Below are 23423 nucleotides of genomic sequence, written 5' to 3' on the forward strand. Positions count from 1 at the left end.
GGTTGGTCCTTTTGATAACGATACTGTTTTTAGCACACTAAAAACAGTATCGTTTTTTTATAACCAGTTTATATTTACCCTAAACCCTATTTTTTTATTCATGAATATCAACACGCAACTTCTTGATGCTGCCCGTACCGGAAATATTGCCGTGCTAAAAGATTTAATCCGGCAAGATGCAGACGTAAATTTTCAGGACGAAAGAGGCTACACACCTTTAATCATCGCCTGTTACAATGAGCAGTTAGAAGCAGCAAAGGTTTTGCTGGAAGCTAAAGCTGATGTAAACGCCCAGGATTTTGGCGGAAATACAGCCTTAATGGGCGTGTGTTTTAAAGGTTACCCCGAAATAGCCGAATTATTGATTGCAAACGGGGCAGATTTGAATTTACAGCACGGAAACGGTGGTACAGCTTTGATGTTCGCTACTATGTTTGGCAGAAATAAACTGGTAAAAATAGTATTGGAACATGGCGCAGACAAAGAAATTAGGGAAAGCCGCGGGTTAACAGCAGCAGACCTGGCCGTACAGCAAGGCAATGTGGAGGCTTTAGAAATTTTTGAGCAGTATTGATTTATACAAAATATTGGTAAGCGTTTAGAGGCAATGCTTCTTTTATCACCCAAAAATTGGTGTTTGGTAAAACTGTTAACCATTTTTAGGTGATAAAAGAAGTATCAGAATTATTGACAATATGTTTTTTCAAACCGGTTTTTAAATTTAACCTCATCCGGCCAAGCTCTGTTTCAACATAAAATTTAGTATGTAAAAACAGTATTATTTCCTGTAAAACCCTAATTTAATCCTGCTTATTTCCAGCCTCCGCCCAAAGCACGGTATAAATTTACGCCTGCCTGCAACTGCTGCAACCGGTCATTAATTGAACTTAATTGTGCCGCTAATAAACTTTGCTCAGAGGTTAAAACATCTGTATAATTGGTGGCAGAGCTGTAACGCAATAACTCTTCTGTATAATCCACTGCTTTTTGCAAAGCGTCCAGCTGTTTGCTGCGTGTTTCCTGTTTTTCTACTGCTGTTTGATAAGCATATAAAGCATTTGAAACCTCCTGCCCTGCCGTTAACAATTGCAGCTGAAAATTATTTAAAGCTTCCTGCTGCTGTGCCTTCGCTGTAATCAATCGTGCTTTATTGATGCCCTGATTAAAGATAGGTTGCGTTAAGCCACCGGCTAAATTGTAAAAAATAGAATTATCAAAAAAGTTTTTCAGTTGTAAGGAAGATAAACCGCCAGAAGCCGTAACCGTTAAAGCCGGATAAAAATAAGTCCGGGCCAGATTGGTATTTTCAAAAGCGCTCCGAAAATTATATTCTGCCTGCTGCACATCCGGCCGGTTTACCAATAATTGCAACGGAACCCCGGTTTGCAAGTCAGCAATTGGCCGCTGGTCGGCCAGCTTTTCCCTGCGTATCGGCCCTGGTGCCCTGGCCAGCAAAATGTTTAAAGCGTTTTCTGCTTCGCGGATACTTTGCTTCAAATCCGGAATAGAAACTTCGGCCGCATAACGGTTTGCTTCGCTTTGTACCACAGCCGCTCCGGTAACCACGGCGCCTTCTTTCAGCACCTTCATCGTTTCTACATCTTTAATCCGGATTTGTAACGTTTGCTCGGTAATTTCAAGCTGCCTGTCTAAAGCCAGTAAATTGAAATAACTGTTGGCAATATCAGCGATCAGTTGCGTTTGAACGGCTCTTTTTGCAGCATCAGTACTTAAATAACCGGCCAATGCAGCACGCTTTGCACTTCGCAGTTTCCCCCAAATATCTGCTTCCCAGGAAGTGTTTAATGCTGCCTGATAGCTGGTTGTTAAGGTGTTAATGGAAATGCCCGCTGGATAATTTAAGCTTGCCAGGGATGATTTGCTTCTGGTAACACCGGCAGAAGCATCTAAAGTTGGCAAAAAAGCAGCTTTGCTTTGTCGTAAAGTGGCTTCCGCTGCAACCATTTGCTGAATGGCCGTCTGCAGGTTCAGGTTTCTGTTCAACCCCTCCTCTATCAATCCGGTTAAAATAGTATCAGCAAATAACGACTGCCATTTTTTGTTTGCTAAAGTTGCAGTATCTGTTGTGAGCTGATCGCGGAACAGGTTTTTGGTATTGAGATCTGGCGCTTTGTAAGACTTTGTGATCTTGCAGGATGCCAGTACACTTATCAATCCGAAAAAGAAAACAAGCTGTTTTTTATATAGGAAATTCATTTTATACTTTTTGAAAATTGTTGATCTGTTCTTTGCTGTTGATCAGTATTTAGCCGCTTCTTCTAATTGTTCATCTGTTTCTTCAGGTTCTGGCCGAGGTACACCGCTGATTTTTTCCTGCAAATGCTGAAAAATAATGAACAGTACCGGGATAAAAAACACGCCAAAAACAGTACCGACAAGCATACCGCCAACCGCACCGGTCCCGATAGATTTATTACCCAAAGCACCGGCGCCGGTAGAAAAAATCAATGGCATCAAGCCAAAAACAAAGGCGAAGGAAGTCATCAAAATTGGGCGTAAACGAGCTTCTGCACCTTCAATGGCAGCTTGCAACAAATCCATACCAGCCCGTCTTCTTTCCAAAGCAAACTCCACAATCAGGATAGCATTTTTAGCAAGCAAACCAATCAGCATGATCAGGGAGATCTGTAAATAAATATTACTGTCGATGCCCATCAGCGTGGCAAAAAAGTAAGTCCCGAACAAACCGATCGGCAGTGAAAGCAACACGGCAAAAGGTAAAATATAGCTTTCGTACTGCGCACTCAATAAAAAATAAACGAACACCAGACATAAAATAAAGATGTAGGATGATTGGCTTCCGGAAGTTAGTTCTTCCCGGGTTAAACCCGAAAACTCGTAACCGTAACCCGAAGGAAGTTTTTCGGCTGCTACTTTTTGAATGGCTGCAATAGCATCGCCAGAACTAAAATTAGCATTGGGCGCACCGGTAACAGAAATGGAAGAAAAAAGGTTAAACCTGGAAATAGATTCTGGCCCGAATACTCTTTTTAGCGTTATAAATTCGGTGATCGGTGCCATCGCCCCGGCTGCATTACGCACAAAGATTTTGTTTAAGCCCTGTTCGTTTGCCCGGTACTGATAATCTGCCTGCACCATTACACGGTATTGCTTACCAAACTGGTTAAAGTTGGAGGCGTATAAACCGCCGTAATAACCTTGCATGGTACTTAAAACAGAACTAACCGAAACGCCTGCTTCCTTACATTTGGCTACGTTTACATTGATTTGATACTGCGGAAAATTAGGGTTAAAAGAAGTAGTGGCATATTGGATGGCTGGTTGTTTGCCTAATTCTGCTAAAAAATCTGTACTGACTTTATAAAATTCATCCGTGGTATGCCCGCCTTTATCCTGCAACTGAAATTCAAAGCCACTACTTGCACCAAAACCCTGAATGGTTGGCGGAGAGATAAAGAAAATACTTGCCGTACGTATGCCACTGGTTTTAATAAATAGTTTTTTGATTACGCTTTGGATATCTTCATCCGGGCGCTCGTCCCAGGGTTTCAATTTCATGATAACCATGGCATAAGCACTGCCAGAACCGGCAACAAAATTCTGGCCGACAATACGTAAAGTATGGGCAACGGAAGGAATAGTATGTGCAATACTGTCTATTTGTTTAGCTACTACAGTTGTACGTTCCATAGAAGAAGCCGGTGGCAAACTGATATTTGCAAAAACAGTTCCCTGATCTTCACTGGGTACAAAGCTGGATGGCGTGGTTTTCATCAGGTAAAATAACCCGCCTGCAAACAGCGCAATACCTAATAGTGCAAGCCATTTTTTACCAGCCAAAAAGTTGACCGAACGCTTATATTTGTGCGTTACAGTATCAAAAGCTGTATTAAAACTGGTATAGAAACGGTTTAAAAGTCCTGTTTTTTCATGTTCCTGATCATGCGGTTTCAACAATAAAGCACATAAAGCCGGACTAAGCGTTAATGCGTTGATAGCTGATAAAATAATGGCAACTGCCAGCGTTACACCAAATTGCTTGTAAAAAACACCGGTAGAACCGCTGATAAAAGTTACCGGGATAAAAACAGCGGCCATTACCAGGGTGATTGAAACAATTGCCCCTGATATTTCACTCATGGCATCAATACTGGCTTTTCTGGCAGATTTATAGCCTTTATCCAGCTTGGCGTGTACGGCTTCTACCACCACAATGGCATCATCCACCACTATTCCGATAGCCAGCACCAAAGCAAAAAGTGTAAGTAAATTGATGGTGAAGCCGAACAGGTTTAAAAAGAAGAACGTACCTACAATGGCAACCGGAACTGCAATTGCCGGAATTAAAGTGGAACGAAAATCCTGTAAGAAAATAAAAACTACAATAAAAACCAGAATAAAAGCTTCGATCAACGTATGGACAACCTTTTCAATAGAAGCACTTAGAAACTGGTTTGCATCCACCAAATAGGTATATTTTACACCTTCCGGAAATGTTTTGGAAGCTGCTTCAATAATTTTTTTAGATTCTGCAATCACATCCCGTGCATTAGAACCTGCTGTTTGACTTATTGCTACACCAACTGCCGGTAAACCATCCGTTTGGATATTGTTGGAATAATTTAATGCACCCAATTCTACACGGGCTACATCTTTTAGCCGTAAAATTTGCGATTTACCTGCAGATTTAATCACGATGTTTTCAAACTGCGTAACGGTAACCAGTTTACCCGTGTATTTGATCACATATTGGAAAGACTGATCGCTGTTTTCTCCGAATTTACCCGGTGCTGCTTCAATATTTTGTTCGGCCAAGGCATCACTGATATCGCTGGGAACTAAGCTATATTGTTCCATTAAATCCGGTTTTAGCCAGATGCGCATGGAGTAATCTTTAGAACCAAAAACATTCGCATTTCCTACGCCGGTAACGCGTTGTATCTGCGGAACAAGATTAATCTTAGCGTAATTCTGTAAGAAAGTCTGGTCGTAAGCTTTGTTATCACTGTATAAAGAGAAAATCAGTAAATTACTGCTTTGGCTTTTAGATACCGTAACACCTGCTGTTGTAACTTCTGCAGGTAAAAGGCTGGTTGCACGCGACACCCGGTTTTGTACGTTTACAGAGGCAAGATCGGGATTGGTCCCTACTTTGAAAAAAATATTGATACTGGCACCTCCGTCATTGGTTGCGGTAGATGTCATGTAAGTCATGTTTTCCACACCGTTAATCTGTTCCTCCAATGGAATGATCACACTTTTAAGCACTACATCTGCATTGGCACCGTTATAACTGGCAGAAACTTGTACTGTAGGCGGTGCAATATCGGGATATTGCGAAATCGGCAGGGCAAGCAATCCCAATAAACCCAGAATAACCAGGAGAATGGAAATTACGGTAGAAAGTACCGGCCGTTCTATAAATCGTTTAAGCATTTTTTGAGTTTTGTAGGATTATTTTAAATCCTGATAGATACTATTTTCATCAGCTTCTTTTGGCTTGACCTGTGTGCCTTCTTTTAAAGTTCCGGCACCTTCAAGTATAATTTTATCACCTTTAGATAAACCGGTTTGTACTACATAAAACTGTCCGGGTGTGTTCTGCATCACTTCAATGGCCACACTTTTAACCTTGTTGCCTTTATCCAGCACATTTACAAATCGCTTGTCCTGTAATTCATAAGTTGCACTTTGCGGAACCAAAATGGCAGAATCGAGCGTTAAGGGAATACGTACCGTTGCACTGCTTCCACTACGGATCAGGCCTTTTGGGTTGATAAAAACAGCACGTGTATCAGCAGAACCTGTTGCCGAATTAATTAATCCGTTTACTGTTTCTATTTTCCCTTCGTAAGCATATTTGCTCCCGTCTGATAGTAGCAAAGATACTTTTGGCATACTTTGAATTTTTTCTTCAAACGTATTGCCCTTGCTGTTCCGGGTAAAGTTGAGCAGCTGTTTCTCGTTCACAGAAAAATAAGCAAATACGTTACCTGTATTGTAAACCGTGGTAAGCGGATCTGTGGTGGTGCCGCTAACCAAACTTCCTAATTTATAAGGAAGAGAACCAATTATGCCGGAAACCGGACTGCTGATACGCGTATAACCTAAATTGATGCGCGCATTAGATAAAGTTGCTTTTGCCTGTGACAGCAAAGCTTGTTTGGATTGTAAAGTATATTGTGCCGATTCCAATTCATAATGACTGATGATATTTTTATCTACCAATGGCTTTACTTTCTCAACCTCCATTTTTGCCGAACTTACATCAGCTTGTGCGGTTAAAATCCCGGCCTCGGCGGTGCGTACATCCTCTTCATATTGTGGTGCGCTGATGCTGAAAAGCAACTGCCCTTTTTTAACAATTGAACCTTCATCAACATAAATCTTTTCTACATAACCATCAATTTTAGGCCTGATCTCTATGTTTTGCTGTCCCTGGATACTGGCCGGAAAATCAGTATTTAAAACAGCCTTTCGCGGACTTAATTCCAATACTGTATAATCTTTTGGCTGATCTGCAGCGGCGGCCATACTGTTTTTATCGCCCTTATTTTTGCAGGAAGCGGCCAGCAGGAAAACAGCAACCAGAAAAATGAATTGTTTATGGAATACCAACTGGTATAGCTTTGGGTTTTTCATGTAATTTTATTGGTGGAAATTTGGAATTCGTTTGTAAATGCTTCTTTTATCGGGTAAAAATCAAGAGTAAATGGTTTGCAGGATAACTGCCTTGCGTTCGTGCATCAACGCTAAATAGTCATCATTATTTAAATTAAAAATGTTTTTGTTGAGCGAAGCAGCTATAAGCGGATAAGCCATTAAAGCAAATAAGTTCATCACAAAATGCCTCGGGTCCATTTTTTTTATGTTTCCAGCCTTCATTTCTTCTTCTATCTGGTTCAAAAAAAACTGCATTTTTTGTTGTTCGCTAACCATAGGCACAGCTTTGCTGTTGCTGTTCAGTTCTGTAATTACAAATATTTCGCGGTATGGGTACAGAATGGCTTCCTGCAAAAAAACAGCTATCAGCTTTTCAATTTTTTCTTTAAAAAGTTCTCCCGATTCAAAGATCTCATCCATTCGCGCCCGTATAGTTAGCATCGCTTCTTCAAAAACCTGTTTAAATAAAATATCTCGCGAACGGAAATAATAATGCAGTAATGTTCTGTTGATCCCGGCAGCATCCGCAATTTCCTGCGTGGTAGCATGTAGCTTACCTTCCGCAAAAAAAATACGTTTAGCGGTATCTTTAATTAATTGCTCAGTTTTATTATCGCGCACACTCATTTTTAGTGTTTAACATTTTTGTTAAACAAAAGTATTAATAAAAGTTTTAAACCGGGCTTAAATCTGATTTTTATGATTCAGGTATTACAAAAAAGGCTTCTGCACTCAATACTGTGCAGAAGCCTTGCTTCTTTTATCGGTTAAAAATTGAGCTATTTTACCCTCCAATTTTCCGGCGGGCCTAAATAGCTTGGTTTTACTCCGCCAAAATCTAAAACTAATTTTTGTACAACAACTGCCGGGTCCACCATCCAGTATTTAAGCACATGCTTACCCGGCTGTGAAATATGGTGTTTGGTAACCAGCTTCCGCACATTATCACTTACAGCAGCTGCCCACTCCCGGCTATCTACTTTAGTAGCAATATTAACCAATTGTGGCTGTTCATTATCAATAGATACTGCATAATACAAGCCATCTTTGTTACGAAAGTCTAATGTAGGCGATACAAAAGTAGTAACTGCTACAGTGCCGGTATCTTTTAAACTGACATCGTACTCTAAACATGGCATATTTGATCCAGGTTTAACCCGCAGAGCGGTAACAGGCCATGGCGTTACTCCTGACAACGTGTTTCCATAATCAGGTATTACCTTCCATCCAATATTAGCCCCATTTTTGGCCCTGCTAAAATGCTCTGCTTCAATAGCTATATAGCCATCTTTGTCAGAAGAAGTCCCGTTTACCTTTTCCGTGTGCCCGTTGCTCGTTGCAGGCAATAAAGTGGTGTTTTTTGCACTATCGGGATTAAGCCTGGTAACAGAAGGCATTTTGTTTATCCGCGGTTCCTGCCAGTAAGTATAACCAATATGCGTTTGGTCCATCATGTGGCTCCATTTACCGTTGGCAAGCGTATCGTTATAATAATTCGATATCTGCTGATCTTTATCAAACAGTGCTTTAACCTTATCGGCTGCTGCATTAGCGGCAGTAGCATTATGAATTGTTGCATAATACTTATTCTTGGCAGCTTCTAAATACATTTCGTTTAAGTTGGCACACGCTAAAACAGGATGTAAAACCAGTTCGTAATAAGCATCTTTATAAGCAGCAGGGATTTTTTTGTCCAGCTGTTCTGCCTGATCTTTCAGCTTATTATAATCAGCAACAACAGTTTCAAATTCATGATAGTTAGTTAAGCTGTACGTGTTTTGATCTAACAATTCCGGCTTCCTCCGACCATTATATTTGCTGTATTTCGAAATAATAGCTGCTATTTCTGTTGCATACTGCGGCCCGAATTGTTTTGCCGCCCAGTCTTTTGTGTATTCCTGCAATTGGTCTGCCCCTATTTTTTTAGGGTTCCAGGCGTAATCCAGGAAAAAAGAAATCGGGAATTCCATTGGTTTTAAATCGCCCACATTTACAATCCAAACCTGGTTGGCACCGTATTCGTTTGCCAGGTGCATCTGCTCCCAAGTTTTGCTGATCGGGTTGGTGTTGAGCCATTTATAATTTCTCGGTCCGCCAACATAATCAAAGTGATAATAAATGCCATAACCTCCGCTCCTTTTGGCTTCGCCGGGTTTTGGTAATTTCCTGATATTTCCCCAATTATCATCGCATAAAAGAAGCGTTACATCGTCCGGAACGCGCATGCCTTTATCGTAATAATCCTGCACTTCTTTGTACAAAGCCCACATTTGCGGCGTTTGCTCCGGTTTTTTGCCGGTAACATCAGCAATAATTTTGCGTTGGTCGGCAACAATTTGTTCCAACAGTTTAATGTTGCTGCCTTCTTCCATCGGCATATCGCCATCGCCGCGCATACCAACGGTAACTATCGTTTCTGCATTTCCCATGTTCTGGATCCCTTTTTTCCAGAAATCACGCAAGACTTCGCCGTTATGCTGGTAGTTCCACTCCCCTTTTCCGTAACGCTTCCACTCCGTTTGCGCACGGTCCATCGGTTCGTGGTGCGAGGTTCCCATCACCACGCCATAATCATCAGCCGTTTTACGGTTAAGCGGATCATCATCATTAAAAGCATTTCCCCACATGGCCGGCCACAAATAATTGCCTTTTAAACGAAGTATCAGCTCGAACATGTGCGCATACATTTCGTGGTTCACGCCGCCAAACTTTGCTTTCGTCCAACCGGAAAAAGCAGGCGCTTCATCGTTAATAAAAATACCGCGATATTTTACAGCAGGCGTTCCTTGTGTGTGCCGTCCGGCAATGACGTACAATTCTTTCTGTTTTTTTACCGGAACATCGGCCCAATAATACCAGGGCGAAACACCGATCTGGCCGGAAACATCATAAATGCCGAAAATAGTCCCGCGTTTATCGCTTCCTGCAATTACCAAAGCATGGTCAACGCCCGGCATTGGTTTTTCTACCACTTGTATTAAAAAAGTTTCCCATTTACCTTTTATTCCGGCTACATTCAGTTTTTTCTGCTGGATTAAACCATCAATTACCGGGCTTTTTCCGATCGTCCCAATCAGTACTACTTCTTTTACCGATGGTTTTTTAGTGGAGAAATCAGGTTGAGCACCTGTTACGGCAGCAACATCTTTTTGCAGGTCTTTTGCTGCGCGGATGACACCTGGAAAATCAGTTTCACTAACGTTAATAGCGGCGGATTTTCCTGCTGCGGAAAGCGTAAAAGAACCGGTTACTTTTTTAGAGGAAACATAAAGGTCATCACCGATATTGGCATAAGCATTTTGATTGATGATAAAAAACAGCAACACTAAAAATATGCCGGTAAAAGAAGCATGGCTTATAAAAGCTACGCGCTTTTGGTTTGCAGGAGAATGTTGTTGAAAAGATTTTTTCATGAAAAAGATTTTATGAGAAGTGGCTTATTTAAAATTGACAACGCTCCAGTAAGCTTTTTTAGGCTGCTCATTCTGGTCGAACAATAAAGGATAGTTTTTTCTTCCGGCAACCGGGTATTCGTCCAGCCAGGTGTATTTGTCAGAAACATTCCAGAAAGTAACGCCTGTAATTACACTTTTATAATCCCGAAAAATTTTAAAAACCTCCGCATATTTGTTTATCTGCTTTTGTTCAGCTTCAGGAGTGTAAGCATCTGATTCTCCCGGCCTTAAACTGCGTTTATCTTTTTCCCAGGGATAGATGGAAACATCCAGTTCTGTGATCTGGACTTTCAAGCCTAAAGAAGAAAACTTTTTAATGGTTTCGATCAATTCCTGCCCGGTCGGTTCATAAACAGACCAGTGTGCCTGTAAACCAACTGCATTGATTGGTACTTTTGCATCAACCAATCTTTTTAAAAGCTTATAAACCCTTTCCCTTTTTTCCGGACGTTCGGTGTTGTAATCGTTGTAAAATAAAATGGCTTTCGGGTCTGCTTCGTGTGCATACTCAAAAGCTTTAAAAATGAAATCTTCCCCGCAGATCTTATACCACATTGAATTGCGCAAAAATTTAGACGGGTCATCATCAATTGCTTCATTTACCACATCCCAGGCATAAATTTTACCTTTGTAACGGTTAACAACGGTGGTGATATGGTCTTTCAAGCGTTTCAGCAATACTTCTTTTACCACCTCTTTTCCTTCGGCATCCTTAAAAATCCAGTTGGGCGTTTGTTCGTGCCAGCACAAATTATGTCCGCGCACCTTTAAACCATGTTTTTGGGCGAAACTGACGATAGAATCTGCGTCCCGCCAGTTATACCGGTTTTCTTCAGGATGGATCGGTCCCATTTTCATCGCATTTTCCGGTGTCAGGCTGTTAAACTGTGATAAGATAAATTCGCCTTCTTTGCCCTGAACTGATCTGGCCGATACGGCAACCCCGATTGGGAAATAATTTTTGTAGTAATCCTTTAAGCCTTTCTGCTGGTTTTGGGCATGGCAAAAAACAGTGCTGCCGAGCAACAGAGTACCTAACATTAAGGGTTTTGGTAGAAATAATCGTATACTCATGTTATAAATTGGTTTTGATGGTCAGGATAAACGTCTTTTATTTTTTAGTGATAAAAGAAGCATTGGCGAAATAAATGCTTTATGCAACCGATTACGTTTGATATAGATTAAATTACCATTGCATTAGTATTGTAAAAAATAAGAAACCCTTTTTAATTACTGTCCACTTTGCAAAAAAATTAGGTTTATATAACTGATTTTCAATAGTATAATTGATTAAGAATAGCTTTTAAAAAGAGGCTTAAGTTAAATTTCAACAAATTTAATTTTTTTTTTGCAATCGATTGCAATTAAAAAATCTTTTCATACTTTTAGCCAACCAATATTAATAACCGTATAAGTACATTTTAAAGCAGTATTTTTTGTGATTGTGTTTCTTTTATAAGTAACATCAATTATATTAAAGCCTAAATAAACATAAATTGAATGAAGAAAATCTTACTCAATTCAAGTGGCGCCAGTCCGCCTTTGGTAAAGCCTTTCAATATCTTAGCATATATTGTAGAAAATCAGCATCAATCCAATTATTATACATACTATTTGTAAATGTTGTAAGGTATTAAAGCCTTGTAACTATTATTTAACTTACTATTATGAAAAAAACAAATACTAAAACGCTTCTGTCGTTCCATCGCCAGGGAAGTATTTTAAGTAAAAAAGCAGTCCTTGCCCTGCTTTTAATCCTGCAAACTTTTTTATGGCAAACAGCAGTTTTCGCCCAAAACAGAACCATCAGAGGTAAAATAACCGACGAAAAAGGTTTAGGCCTGCCCGGTGTGCTTCAGTAACTGTAAGAGGCACTACTTCCGGTGTATCAACAGATGCAGAAGGTAATTATACCATATCTGCCGCTCCTGGTAATACGCTGGTGATTTCTTTTATCGGCTATATTAGTAAAAATGTTGTTGTTGGAAACAACACAACTTTAAATGTACAGTTAGGCCCTGGCAGCAATGCTTTAACTGAAGTTGTGGTAGTTGGTTACGGTACACAGAAACGATCTGATGTAACGGGCGCAATATCTTCTATAAGTGGTGCAGACCTTGCACAAGTACCAGCATCACCTAACGTGATCGACCAGTTGAAAGGCCGTATAGCGGGCTTGGACATCACCTCAAACAGTACCACTCCAGGTGCAACCGGTCAAATCCGTTTACGCGGTGAACGTTCGTTTGCTTCTACGCAGGGCAATGCCGACAGTCAGAACCAGCCTTTATTTGTAATAGATGGCGTGCCTTTTATCGGTGGCAGCTTTAATGATATTAATCAAGATGATATTGCCAGCATTGATGTATTAAAGGATGCTTCAGCCACAGCAATTTATGGTTCAAGGGCATCTGGCGGTGTAATTATCATTACCACTAAAAGAGGTAAAGCGGGGCGTACTCAAGTAACTTACAGTGCTAATTATGGTACAAGTAAAATTACTACCGAGTATCCATTTATGAACGGCACCCAGTATGCTGCTTTAAAAGAGCAATCTATTGTAGGTAATCCATCTCAAACAACAGCTTATCCGTTTACAAGTGCAGAACTTGCCGGCTTGGCAAATGGTACAAGTACTGACTGGCAAAAATTTCTCTACAGAAGAGGATTTATTACGGACAACCAGTTAAGTATTTCCGGCGGTGATGAAAAAACACAATTTGCAATCAGTGGCGGTTATCATTATGAAAAAGGTATTCAATATACCCAGAATTTCGACCGTGGTTCTTTGCGTGCAAACTTAGACCATACCATTAGTAAAACTTTTAAAGTAGGTTTATCTTCTTTCCAAAGTTTAGAACATACTAATGGTGTAAGCGGATTGCTGTATAATGCCGCTTCTTTAAGCCCGCTTACCTCTGCGTATAATGCTGATGGCAGTGTAAATTTATTGCCAATGGTTGGTTCTGTAGATGCAACCAAAGTGAATCCTTTAACTTTACAGAATAATCAATATATTCAAGCACTTAACAGAAGAATATATTCTAATAACCTGATATATGGTGAGGCAAATATTTTTGATGGATTCAAATATCATTTAAATGCTAGTTTGGCTTATGGTCAAAACCAAGGCAATAACTACTCTCCGGTAGGTACTATTCAAAACACTAATACTTCAAATGCTGCTACAAGTGAATCTGTAAGCAATAGTGAAAACTATACCTGGTTGTTGGAAAATATTATCACTTATGATAAAACTTTTAATCAAAAGCACCATATCACTTTCACTGGTTTATATAGTACTGAGAAAGACCATAGCCAAAATACTGGAATTAGCGGCTTGGGCTTACCTGCTGATTACCTGCAAAGCTATAATCTATTCTATGCTAATTCTGTATCCGTTAGTAACAGTCAGTTTGGTTACTCCGAAAGAGGTCTGATATCTTACATGGCTCGTGCGTTTTACGGCTTTAATGATAAATATTTATTAACAGCTACAGTCCGCCGAGATGGTTCATCTGTACTTGCAGCAGGACATCAGTACCTAACTTATCCTGCATTTGCATTAGGCTGGAATATTGCCCACGAAGATTTCATGAAAAAACTGACCTTTGTTAACAATTTAAAATTAAGGGCCGGTTACGGTACAACGGCTGATCAAAACGTAGCCCCTTATACAATTTTGGGTAATTTAAGTTCAAATGCGTATAACTTTGGTACAAGCGGCCAAAATGGTTATTTAGTAACCAACCTGCCTAACCCCAATCTTAAATTTGAGCATACCAATAACATTGATTTAGGGCTTGATTTCGGTGTACTAAATAACCGTATAACCGGTACTGTTGATGTGTATAGTCAAAGAACTTATGATGTATTACAGTCAGAAGCTTTACCAGCAAGTAACGGTGCACAGGTAACAACCGTTAACGCCGGTAGTTCAAAAGGCAAGGGTTTGGAAATAGCATTGTCTAGTGTTAACATCAAAGGCACAAATGGAGGCTTTAACTGGACGACTAATTTTAATATCGCTTTTAACCGTAACGCTATTACAGCATTGCATGACAATTTACAACAAGATATTAGTAACGGATGGTTTGTAGGCCAGCCATTTAACGTAATTTATGATTATAAAAAGATCGGTATTTGGCAACAAAACGAAGCTGTATTAGCTGCTTCTTATGGATCAAGACCTGGTCAAATCAAAATCCAGGATGTAAATAACGATGGCAAGATTGATGCTAATGATCGCCAGATTTTAGGTACTTATCAGCCCCAGTTTACTTCAGGATTAACCAATACATTTAGCTTCAAGGGCGTTGACTTATCATTTGTGGCTTTTGCCCGTATGGGTCAAAAAGTAGCGGTTACAGGTATAACTGCTGATGCTACGGGCTCTGCTTATCCTTTCTTTAACCAGGGCCGCGTAAATCAGATTAATGTTAATTACTGGACACCTACCAACCCAACCAATGATTATCCGCAACCAGATGCAAGTTCAAGCAGTGTTGTCAATGGTTCAACCTTGCAATACCGTGATGGTTCATTCATCAAAATGCGCAGTATCAACTTAGGCTATACCATTCCTACTAAATACATTAAAGGAGCTTTCAGTTCATTACGAATTTATGCAACTTGTAACAATCCATTTATCGTTTACTCTCCTTTAGTTAAAAGTGGCTTAGGTATCGACCCTGAAGGTAATGGTTATGGTAATCAGCTTGCAGGAGCTTCCGGTTTCTCGGCCAATGCTTTAGGCCGTGCCATTACTGTTGGCTTAGCTAACCCACCGGCACGTACTTATTCCATTGGTGTAAATGCAAGGTTCTAATTATATAAAAATAATAACAGATATGAAATCATATAAAAAAATAGCGATTTTACTTACAGCAGCAATAGGCATACTTGGCGCATCGAGCTGTAAAAAACTACTGGAACAAGACCCTAAAGCCAGTATTACGCCTCAGTTCTTTACTACATCAGGTGGTGTACTTGGTGGTATTACTGGTGTGTATTCTGATATGCGCAATTTATGGGGTACAGAAGGTTTTCTTTATTATACAAATTCAGGCGTAGATGAAACATTGGTAGGTGGCGGATCCAGTACTGGAGGTTTAGCTTTTGGTACTTATTCAAACTATGTAAACAATATTGGTGATGTTTATAATGGCTTATATGGCATCTTTGGTATTGCTTATCAGGATATCAATACGTTAAACGGGGTGTTGCAATATGGGCCTACTGCTTTTGCTGACGTGCCAACCAGAACAGCATATTTAGCACAGGCCAAATTTTTAAGAGGGTTTTATTACTTCCATTTGTTGGAAACTTTTGGCTCTATTCCGTTACATACCAACTTTATCACTACACCTACTCTGTCTGATACGAGGGCACCGCTGGCTGATATTTATGCACAAATCATTAAAGATTTAACCGAGGCATCAACAGAGCTACAAAATAAACCAGGTGAAACTATTGCATCAACTGGTGCAGCTTCGCCTTTTGGAGGACACTCAGCTACTAAAGCATCAGCTTTATACTTACTGTCTAAAGTTTACTTAACACGAGGCTGGTCAGCCGCTGCCCAATCAACTGATTTTCAGATGGCGCTAACAACTGCTCAAACTTTGATTACAAATAAGGGAACTTATGGTGTCGGTTTATACGCTAGTTATGCAGATGCTTATTTAGAGGCTAATGATGCGACTAATACCGAAGACTTGTTTGCAATTGAACATAGTACTGATCCTAAATATGGGAATTATACTGCTTCACCTTCCAGCGGCGCAGTTAATGGATGGGCTTGGTTTTACCGCCCTAATTATCCAACTGTAAATCCCAGCTATCCTTCAGGCAGTACTGGCGGTTCAGTAATGACTCGTGATTTAGCTAACGGACGGCCTTTTTTTCGTGTTCGGCCAAATGCTGACTATATAGAAAATGTAGCTTTTGCTGATAAAACTAATGATTATCGTTACTGGAATACTTTCCAGACTACATGGATATCCAATACTGCAAACATTACCACGCCAAGAGGAACACTTACAGTTGGTGCAGATACAGCTATCTGGATGCCGCCTTACGATCCGGGTGCAACTAAGAGAGCTGCCTTTAAAGGTATAGTGTTTTTACGTCCGAGCCTTATTGCCACAGCAACCGGTACTAATGCTAATCCTTATACCACTTCGTTCTTTCCTTCCTGTAAAAAGTTTGATGATCCGCTACGTCCTAACGTAAATGATGCTTCTCAACGGCCTAATGTGTTATTCCGTTTTTCTGAAGTTTATTTGATTGCTGCCGAAGCTGCTTTTAAAATGGGCGATAACACTACTGCTGCTGCCATGCTTAACGTGTTAAGAACACGTGCTGCAGCCCGTCCATCAACTGCACCAGCCGCTCCAACTAATGCTGTTACTAATATGCAGATCACGGCGGCACAGGTTACGCTTGATTTTATACTAGATGAACGTACACGTGAATTATATGGCGAATCATTGAGATGGTGGGATTTAACCCGTACCCAATCGTTGGTACGCCGTGTGCAACAGTATAATGCTGAAGCAGGGCCTAACATAAAGGATTTTGAAGTGCTTCGTCCAATACCACAAACAGAAATCGACTTGGTTACTGTAGGGCCAAAAATAACTCAAAATCCTGGTTTCTAAGTTGATTGATATATAAATCCAAACACGCTGTGCTTAATTATAGCACGGCTTGTTTAAAAAGATAAATAAAAAGATGAAAAAGCATTTACAAAAAGCAGGTTTAGCCATACTGGCTATTACTGCTCTGTTAAGCTCTTCGTGCAAGAAGAATGCAGAGATTAACACTCTATCTACGGGTAATTTTACAGATACGACTGGTACATTAAAAGCGTTAACCGCTTCCAGTTTTCCTAACATGGGTATGGCTGTTACTTACTCAAGCATGTCAACCATTCCGGCATATTTAGCAACCGTAAAAAGGGAATGTAACAATGTTACTTTTGGTAATGAATTGAAAGAAGGTTCTATTGTAAGCAGTACCGGTGTATATAATTATACAACAGCAGATGCTTTGTATGCTTTATGTACCAGTAATGGGTTGAGTGTTTTCGGCCATAACCTGGTTTGGCATTCGCAACAGAGCGCTACTTATTTAAATTCACTTATAGCGCCAACTACAACCGCACCTGTAACCACAAACCTAATCACCAATGGTGATTTTGAAGCAGGCCCGGATGCAACTACCGGCGATATCTTTACCGGATGGCAGGATTTAAACCACTCAGTAGGTACTTTTTCGGCTGCTACAGGATCGGCTGCCTATTCCGGAAACAGGGCTTTACAAGCTACTGTTACAACAGCCGGACAAAATTACAATATGCAAATTATTAACCGTATGCCTATACCTGTTACCAAAGGAAACGTTTATACTGTTTCTTTTTGGATCAAAGGCAGTACTGCAACTACTATACAATTTGAAATCCGTAGTTCCGACGGAACAGTTAACTATCAAGGCGGCAAAGCAGTTACTACTGGTTGGACCCAAATCACTTATTCTTATACAGCCACAGGTACTACTATGCAGCTTGCGTTTGATTTAGGTGCCACAGCAGCTACCTATTATATTGATCTGGCAAGTATAGTAGGTGCTACCACAACAACTACAACACTAACGCCTACACAGCAAACAGCTGCTATTACTACAGAAATGACCCGTTATATTACTACAACTTTGCAACGTTACCCTAATATTAAAGCATGGGATGTAGTAAATGAACCATTACTTGATAATGGCCAGGTTCGTACAAATACTAATTTTACCATTTCTGCCCCTACCAGTCAGTTTTTATATGCACAATATTTAGGTAATAAATACAGTAGCAGCTACATTACAACAGCATTTAAAGCAGCCAGGGCAGCAGCTCCAAACGATGTTTTATTTATTAATGATTACAACTTGGAATATGCTACTGTAAAAGTTGACTCAATGGTAGCTATGGTAACTGCGTTAAACAAATATGGAGCTACTATAGATGGCATCGGTACGCAAATGCACATTAGCTTAGGGCAAAATCTTAATAACATTGATTATATGTTTAAAAAACTTGCTTCCACAGGTTTAAAGGTCAGGATTTCTGAACTTGACATTGTAATTAATGGCGCAAAAGCAAATCCTTTTACACCTACACCTACCTTATTAGCTTATCAGGCAAATATGTATCAGTATGTAATAAACTCTTATATTAAAAATGTTCCGGCTGCTCAGCGTTACGGTGTAACTGTTTGGGGAGTTTCTGATACGGACAGTTGGTTAAATACTGCTTCTTCTCCTGATGCACCTTTATTATTTGATGCAAAATATGCTAAAAAACCTGCTTATGCTGGTTTTAAAGCTGGCTTATCAGGTATGTAATAATTTAATTATGATAAGATTAGTTAAAGTATAAAAGTAAAGGCTGCCAAATCGGTAGCCTTTACTTTTTAATCAAACGTTATCAATTTATATAACATTATATAACAGTTCAAATCTTAAAGAAGTACTTGCATGCTTCTTTTATCGACAAAAAATTGAGCTATCTATACTTTTCTAAACATAGGATTGCTCCTTATAGATTTGGAAGATAAAAGAAGCATTACATGTTATATAACAACTTAAGAGCTTAAAGATAAAATCATGAAAAAAATAACTTGTGCTTTTTTTATCCCTGCTTTAACATTAGGCCTTGCTTTGGGCCAGGGTGTACCGAAAAAACAAAACAACCCCACCCCTCCCCAAAACCTAACCGCCGAGCAAGACCACCAGTTGATGATGGATAAACTAAATATCAAAGCATTAAGGCCGGGAGCAGACGGAAACAATCCTAATGCACCAAATGCAGCGAACTATGATGAGGCCAAGGCAAACCCTTATCCAAACCTTCCGGAAGCATTGGTGCTCAAAGACGGGAAGAAAGTTACCACAGCAAAAGAATGGTGGAATAAAAGACGGCCAGAAATAAAAGAAGATTTTGACCGCGAAATTTACGGACGTGTCCCAAAAAATGTTCCGAAAGTAACCTGGGAAGTTGCCAGCGTAACCGATACAACCAATGGCGGTGTACCCGTAATCGTTAAAAAGCTGATCGGGCATGTTGATAATTCTTCTTATCCGCAGGATACCGTAAACATACAATTAACCTTAACTACACCAGCTAAGGCTTCCGGTCCTGTTCCCGTAATCATGCAGTTTGGTTTTGTTTTTCCACGTGGGTTTCGTTTCCCTCCCCGTCCGGCCGCTGCAACCGGAACACCGCCGCCACCTCCCGCACCAACCGGGCCAACCTGGCAGCAGCAGGTTTTAGCGCAAGGCTGGGGCTATGCTATTATCGTTCCAAATAGTATTCAGGCGGATAATGGCGCCGGGTTAACCAAAGGCATTATCGGTTTAGTAAACAAAGGCCAGCCACGAAAACCAGACGATTGGGGCGCATTACGTGCCTGGGCCTGGGGCGCAAGCAGGGCTTTAGATTATTTTGAAACAGATAAGGCTGTTAATGCAAAAGAAGTTGGACTGGAAGGACATTCCCGTTATGGTAAAGCTACCTTAGTAACCATGGCTTACGATCCGCGTTTTGCCATTGCTTATGTAAGTTCTTCGGGAGAAGGCGGTGCTAAATTACATCGCAGGAACGCCGGCGAACTGGTAGAAAATGTTGCCAGTACAGGCGAATATCATTGGATGGCAGGCAACTTCCTAAAATATGCAGGACCATTGCAATGGAGCGATTTACCTGTTGATTCGCATGAACTGATTGCAATGTGTGCACCAAGGCCTGTTTTTATAGGAGGTGGAAAAAATGGTGATGGTTGGGTTGATACCAGAGGCATGTTTATGGCTGCCGTTACTGCCGGCCCTGTTTACAAATTGTTGGGTAAAAAAGATTTGGGAACAACAGAATTTCCTCCGGTGGAAACAGCTTTAATTACTGGTGACATTGCTTTCCGCCAGCATAGCGGCGGACATACGGATGTACCAAACTGGCCAACATTTATAGAATTCGCAAAAAAGTATTTCAAGTAAAAAAAATCCCGGAAATTTCCGGGATTTATAGAAACCCTTGAAGCTTACACTGTTTAAATTTCCACAGTGAAATCCTTAATGCTTCTTTTAGCACATCAAATCTGGTACTTGCTTCTTGCAACTATACAAAAAGACATAGAAGCAAAATGTATTTTAAGGCATAAAAGAAGTATCAAAAACATCAGGAAGACAATTAAACTGCCCTTAATATCATTTTGTCTTTCAGCAAAAACATAAATATTAGTGCTAAAAGAAGCATCAAACAAAAAAAGACAGCTAATCGCTTTTAATTATTTTTTCATCAATATGAAGTTAAATAAATATTTTTCAACAACGATAGCTTGTCTGCTTGTCCTGGTCATCTTCAAAAGTTCTGCCCAAGTTCGTTTGCCCCAATTGGTAAGTGATGGTATGGTGCTGCAACGAAATGCAAAAGCAAATATCTGGGGTTGGGCAGCTACCGGAGAAAAAGTGAGGGTGAATTTTAACGGTAAAAGCTATCGCACCACTACACCGGCTAATGGTAAATGGAAGATAGCATTAAATGCAATGAAAGCTGGCGGCCCTTATACAATGGATATTACAGCAAGCAATCATATTGTTTTGAAGGATATTTTAATTGGCGATGTGTGGTTTTGCTGGGGACAATCAAATATGGTGCTTCCAATGGAACGGGTGAAGGAGAAATATCCTGATGAAATTGCCAATGCTAATTATCCGCAAATCCGCAATTTTTTTGTTCCGACTGCGTCCGATGTAATCAAAGTCCATGATAATTTACAACCGGGAAAATGGATGGCAGCCACCCCGCAAAATGTAATGAACTTTGGGGCGGTTTCTTATTTCTTCGCAAAGAAAATCTTTACTAAATACCATGTTCCAATTGGTTTGATCAATTCCAGTGTTGGCGGCACACCTATTCAGGCTTGGATAAGCGAAGATGGGATTAAACCTATTCCAACTTATGCCGCAAGGCTTGCACAAATTAGGGATACTGCTTTTATCAACCAAAATTTACGGAACTTTGCTAAAAACGAGGCCAATAGAAAACCTTTTAAACAACTGGATAAAGGATTAACAGGACCTAAAACCTGGTATGATGAATCTTATGTTCCCCAAGGCTGGCATCCTTTCTGGCTGCCTGGTTATTGGGCCGATCAAGGTATAAGTGGTTTAAACGGTGTAGTTTGGTTTAGAAAAGAAATTGATTTACCTGCTAATTTGGCTGGCAAACCAGCTCAATTAATGATGGGCCGTATGGTAGATGCAGATCAAACTTATGTTAATGGCAAACAGGTTGGCAATATTACTTACCAGTATCCGCCCAGAAGATATGTTGTGCCTGCAGGCTTACTTAAACCTGGCAAAAACTTGATTGTAGTACGATTAACCAACACTCTTGGCAAAGGCGGATTTGTACCTGATAAACCTTATCATATGTTGGTAGATGGACAAAAAATAGATTTGCGCGGCGACTGGCAGTATAAAGTTGGTCAGGTGTTTTCTCCTGTTCAAAGCATAGGAAACGGCATTAGTTTTTCTGCCCAAAATGAACCTGCCGGATTGTACAATACCATGGTTGCACCTGCAATTGATTATACAATTGAAGGAATATTATGGTACCAGGGCGAGGCCAATACGGATAAACCCAAAGAGTATGAACAATTATTGCCAGCTCTGATTGCAGACTGGCGGAACAAGTGGCAAGAAGGCAATCTGCCCTTTATTTATGCCCAGTTACCTAACTTTATGGAGGTTCAATATTCTCCTTCTGAAAGCAAATGGGCCGAACTGCGCGAAGCCCAGTTAAAAACACTTGCTGTACCTAATACTGCTATGGCAGTTGCTATTGATGCCGGAGAATGGAATGATATTCATCCCTTAAATAAAAAAGATGTAGGCGAAAGGCTTGCCCTTGCCGCAGAAAAGTTAGCTTATGGCAATACGAAAGTTGTATCATCAGGCCCAATTTACCAAACAGCAAAAATTGAAGGCAATAAAATTGTGGTTAATTTTAGTAATACAGGAAGCGGTTTAGTGGCCAAAGATGGTGCTGAACTCGAGCAGTTTGCCATTGCCGGAGCAGATAAAAAGTTTGTTTGGGCAAACGCTACTATTAAAGGTAATCAGGTTATTGTTTCAAGTGATGAAGTCCCGGATCCTGTTTACGTACGATATGCCTGGGCAGATAACCCGGAAGGCGCTAATTTGTATAACAAAGAAGGCTTGCCTGCACCGCCTTTTGAAACTGGTGATCTTAATAAGTAGAAATAGCCGCCTCAAAATTAATCGTAATAAAAGAAGCTATGAAAAATATCAAAGTAAACATTCTAACTTTTGTACTAATTTTAATTTATCTGTCGCAAGTAAAAGCTCAAAACAATCAGGTTTGGAACAATAAGCAGTGCGCCGTTGTACTTACTTATGATGATGCCATAGATGTGGACCTGGATAATGTTGTTCCTGCATTGGATTCATTAAAACTAAAAGGAACTTTCTATCTGATCGGTTCCTCCCCAGTAATAAATAAACGGTTAAATGAGTGGCGATTGGCAGCAAAACACGGACATGAATTAGGCAACCATGCGCTTTTTCATCCTTGCGACGGCAGTTTGCCTGGCCGTAGCTTTGTTTCTCCCGATCACGATTTGAGTAAATACTCAGTAAACCGGGCAGTGGATGAGATCCGAATCAACAACACTTTGCTGAAAGCAATTGACGGAAAAGATAAGCGCACATTTGCTTACCCTTGCGGCGACCTTAAAATTGGTGATGTTTATTTTTATAATCAGTTGAAAAATGATTTTGTTGGTGCAAGAGGAGTTAGTCCGGGATTGCAAACTGCTGCACAAGTAAACCTGGATAATATTGATTGTTATATGATTAATGGGCAATCAGCAGGTTATATGATTGACCTCGTAAAAAAAGCGCAGCAATCGCATACTTTATTGGTATTCCTTTTTCATGGCGTTGGCGGCGGACATACTATCAATGTTGATTTGAAAGAGCACAGCAAATTGCTGCATTACCTGAAAAAAAATGAAAAAGATATTTGGATAGCGCCAATGGTTGATGTGGCAGAAAAGATCAAAGCTTACCAAGCTGGTGGAAAAGCGAAATGAGCGAAAAATCAGGTAATCCAATATCTCAGTCGGAACAAACTGAAATTGATAAACGAAAGATAGTATTTACTTTTTGAATAACTGAATTACTTTTATAATCAAAAGTATCTATGAAAGTTGTTGAAGAAGCATTTGATGCTTATAGAATATCCTTTGAGTT

General features: G+C 40.2%; 13 protein-coding genes and 1 pseudogene. 8 read left to right on the forward strand and 6 right to left on the reverse strand.

Annotated features, from left to right (window positions below):
* Positions 1–100: 100 nt before the first annotated feature.
* The gene (locus GO621_RS13370) at positions 101–574 is read left to right on the forward strand and encodes an ankyrin repeat domain-containing protein (RefSeq protein WP_157567862.1); all 474 of its coding nucleotides are present in this window, start codon (positions 101–103) and stop codon (positions 572–574) included.
* Between the two features lie 236 nt (positions 575–810).
* Here GO621_RS13370 and GO621_RS13375 read toward each other — a convergent pair whose 3' ends face one another.
* The 6 genes from GO621_RS13375 to GO621_RS13400 all read right to left on the reverse strand — a co-directional run bounded on the left by GO621_RS13375 (position 811) and on the right by GO621_RS13400 (position 11174).
* The gene (locus tag GO621_RS13375) at positions 811–2217 is read right to left on the reverse strand and encodes an efflux transporter outer membrane subunit (protein WP_157567864.1); all 1407 of its coding nucleotides are present in this window, start codon (positions 2215–2217) and stop codon (positions 811–813) included.
* A 42-nt stretch (positions 2218–2259) separates the two neighbouring features.
* Complete coding sequence (locus GO621_RS13380) at positions 2260–5418, reverse strand: efflux RND transporter permease subunit (RefSeq protein WP_157567866.1); 3159 nt, start codon at positions 5416–5418, stop codon at positions 2260–2262.
* Positions 5419–5436: 18 nt separating this feature from the next.
* The gene (locus GO621_RS13385) at positions 5437–6624 is read right to left on the reverse strand and encodes an efflux RND transporter periplasmic adaptor subunit (RefSeq protein ID WP_157567868.1); all 1188 of its coding nucleotides are present in this window, start codon (positions 6622–6624) and stop codon (positions 5437–5439) included.
* 60 nt (positions 6625–6684) lie between these two features.
* Positions 6685–7272 carry a TetR/AcrR family transcriptional regulator gene (locus GO621_RS13390; RefSeq protein ID WP_157567870.1) on the reverse strand — a complete coding sequence of 196 codons (588 nt, stop codon included), beginning with the start codon at positions 7270–7272 and terminating at the stop codon, positions 6685–6687.
* 152 nt (positions 7273–7424) lie between these two features.
* Positions 7425–10058: a glycosyl hydrolase 115 family protein gene (locus GO621_RS13395; protein ID WP_157567872.1), complete on the reverse strand. Its 2634-nt coding sequence runs from the start codon at positions 10056–10058 to the stop codon at positions 7425–7427.
* A gap of 24 nt (positions 10059–10082) precedes the next feature.
* Positions 10083–11174 carry an endo-1,4-beta-xylanase gene (locus tag GO621_RS13400; protein WP_157567874.1) on the reverse strand — a complete coding sequence of 364 codons (1092 nt, stop codon included), beginning with the start codon at positions 11172–11174 and terminating at the stop codon, positions 10083–10085.
* A gap of 593 nt (positions 11175–11767) precedes the next feature.
* On the opposite strand from GO621_RS13400, the gene GO621_RS13405 reads away from it, so the two are divergent.
* From GO621_RS13405 to GO621_RS13435, 7 genes and pseudogenes are all read left to right on the forward strand, one after another.
* Positions 11768–11962 carry a hypothetical protein gene (locus tag GO621_RS13405; protein WP_157567876.1) on the forward strand — a complete coding sequence of 65 codons (195 nt, stop codon included), beginning with the start codon at positions 11768–11770 and terminating at the stop codon, positions 11960–11962.
* Positions 11963–12000: 38 nt separating this feature from the next.
* Positions 12001–14928 (forward strand): annotated as a pseudogene (locus GO621_RS13410) (SusC/RagA family TonB-linked outer membrane protein); the annotation flags it as partial.
* 22 nt (positions 14929–14950) lie between these two features.
* A complete protein-coding gene (locus GO621_RS13415; RefSeq protein WP_157567880.1) occupies positions 14951–16762 on the forward strand; it encodes a RagB/SusD family nutrient uptake outer membrane protein in 1812 nt (603 codons plus the stop codon).
* A gap of 73 nt (positions 16763–16835) precedes the next feature.
* The gene (locus GO621_RS13420) at positions 16836–18494 is read left to right on the forward strand and encodes an endo-1,4-beta-xylanase (RefSeq protein ID WP_157567882.1); all 1659 of its coding nucleotides are present in this window, start codon (positions 16836–16838) and stop codon (positions 18492–18494) included.
* Positions 18495–18755: 261 nt separating this feature from the next.
* The gene (locus GO621_RS13425; protein ID WP_198170244.1) at positions 18756–20141 is read left to right on the forward strand and encodes a glucuronyl esterase domain-containing protein; all 1386 of its coding nucleotides are present in this window, start codon (positions 18756–18758) and stop codon (positions 20139–20141) included.
* A gap of 306 nt (positions 20142–20447) precedes the next feature.
* The gene (locus GO621_RS13430) at positions 20448–22409 is read left to right on the forward strand and encodes a sialate O-acetylesterase (RefSeq protein WP_157567884.1); all 1962 of its coding nucleotides are present in this window, start codon (positions 20448–20450) and stop codon (positions 22407–22409) included.
* Between the two features lie 38 nt (positions 22410–22447).
* On the forward strand, positions 22448–23263 hold the full coding sequence (locus GO621_RS13435) for a polysaccharide deacetylase family protein (protein WP_157567886.1): 816 nt from the start codon (positions 22448–22450) through the stop codon (positions 23261–23263).
* Positions 23264–23423 lie beyond the last annotated feature (160 nt).

The sequence above is a fragment of the Mucilaginibacter arboris genome (assembly GCF_009754915.1).
GTDB lineage: Bacteria > Bacteroidota > Bacteroidia > Sphingobacteriales > Sphingobacteriaceae > Mucilaginibacter_A > Mucilaginibacter_A arboris.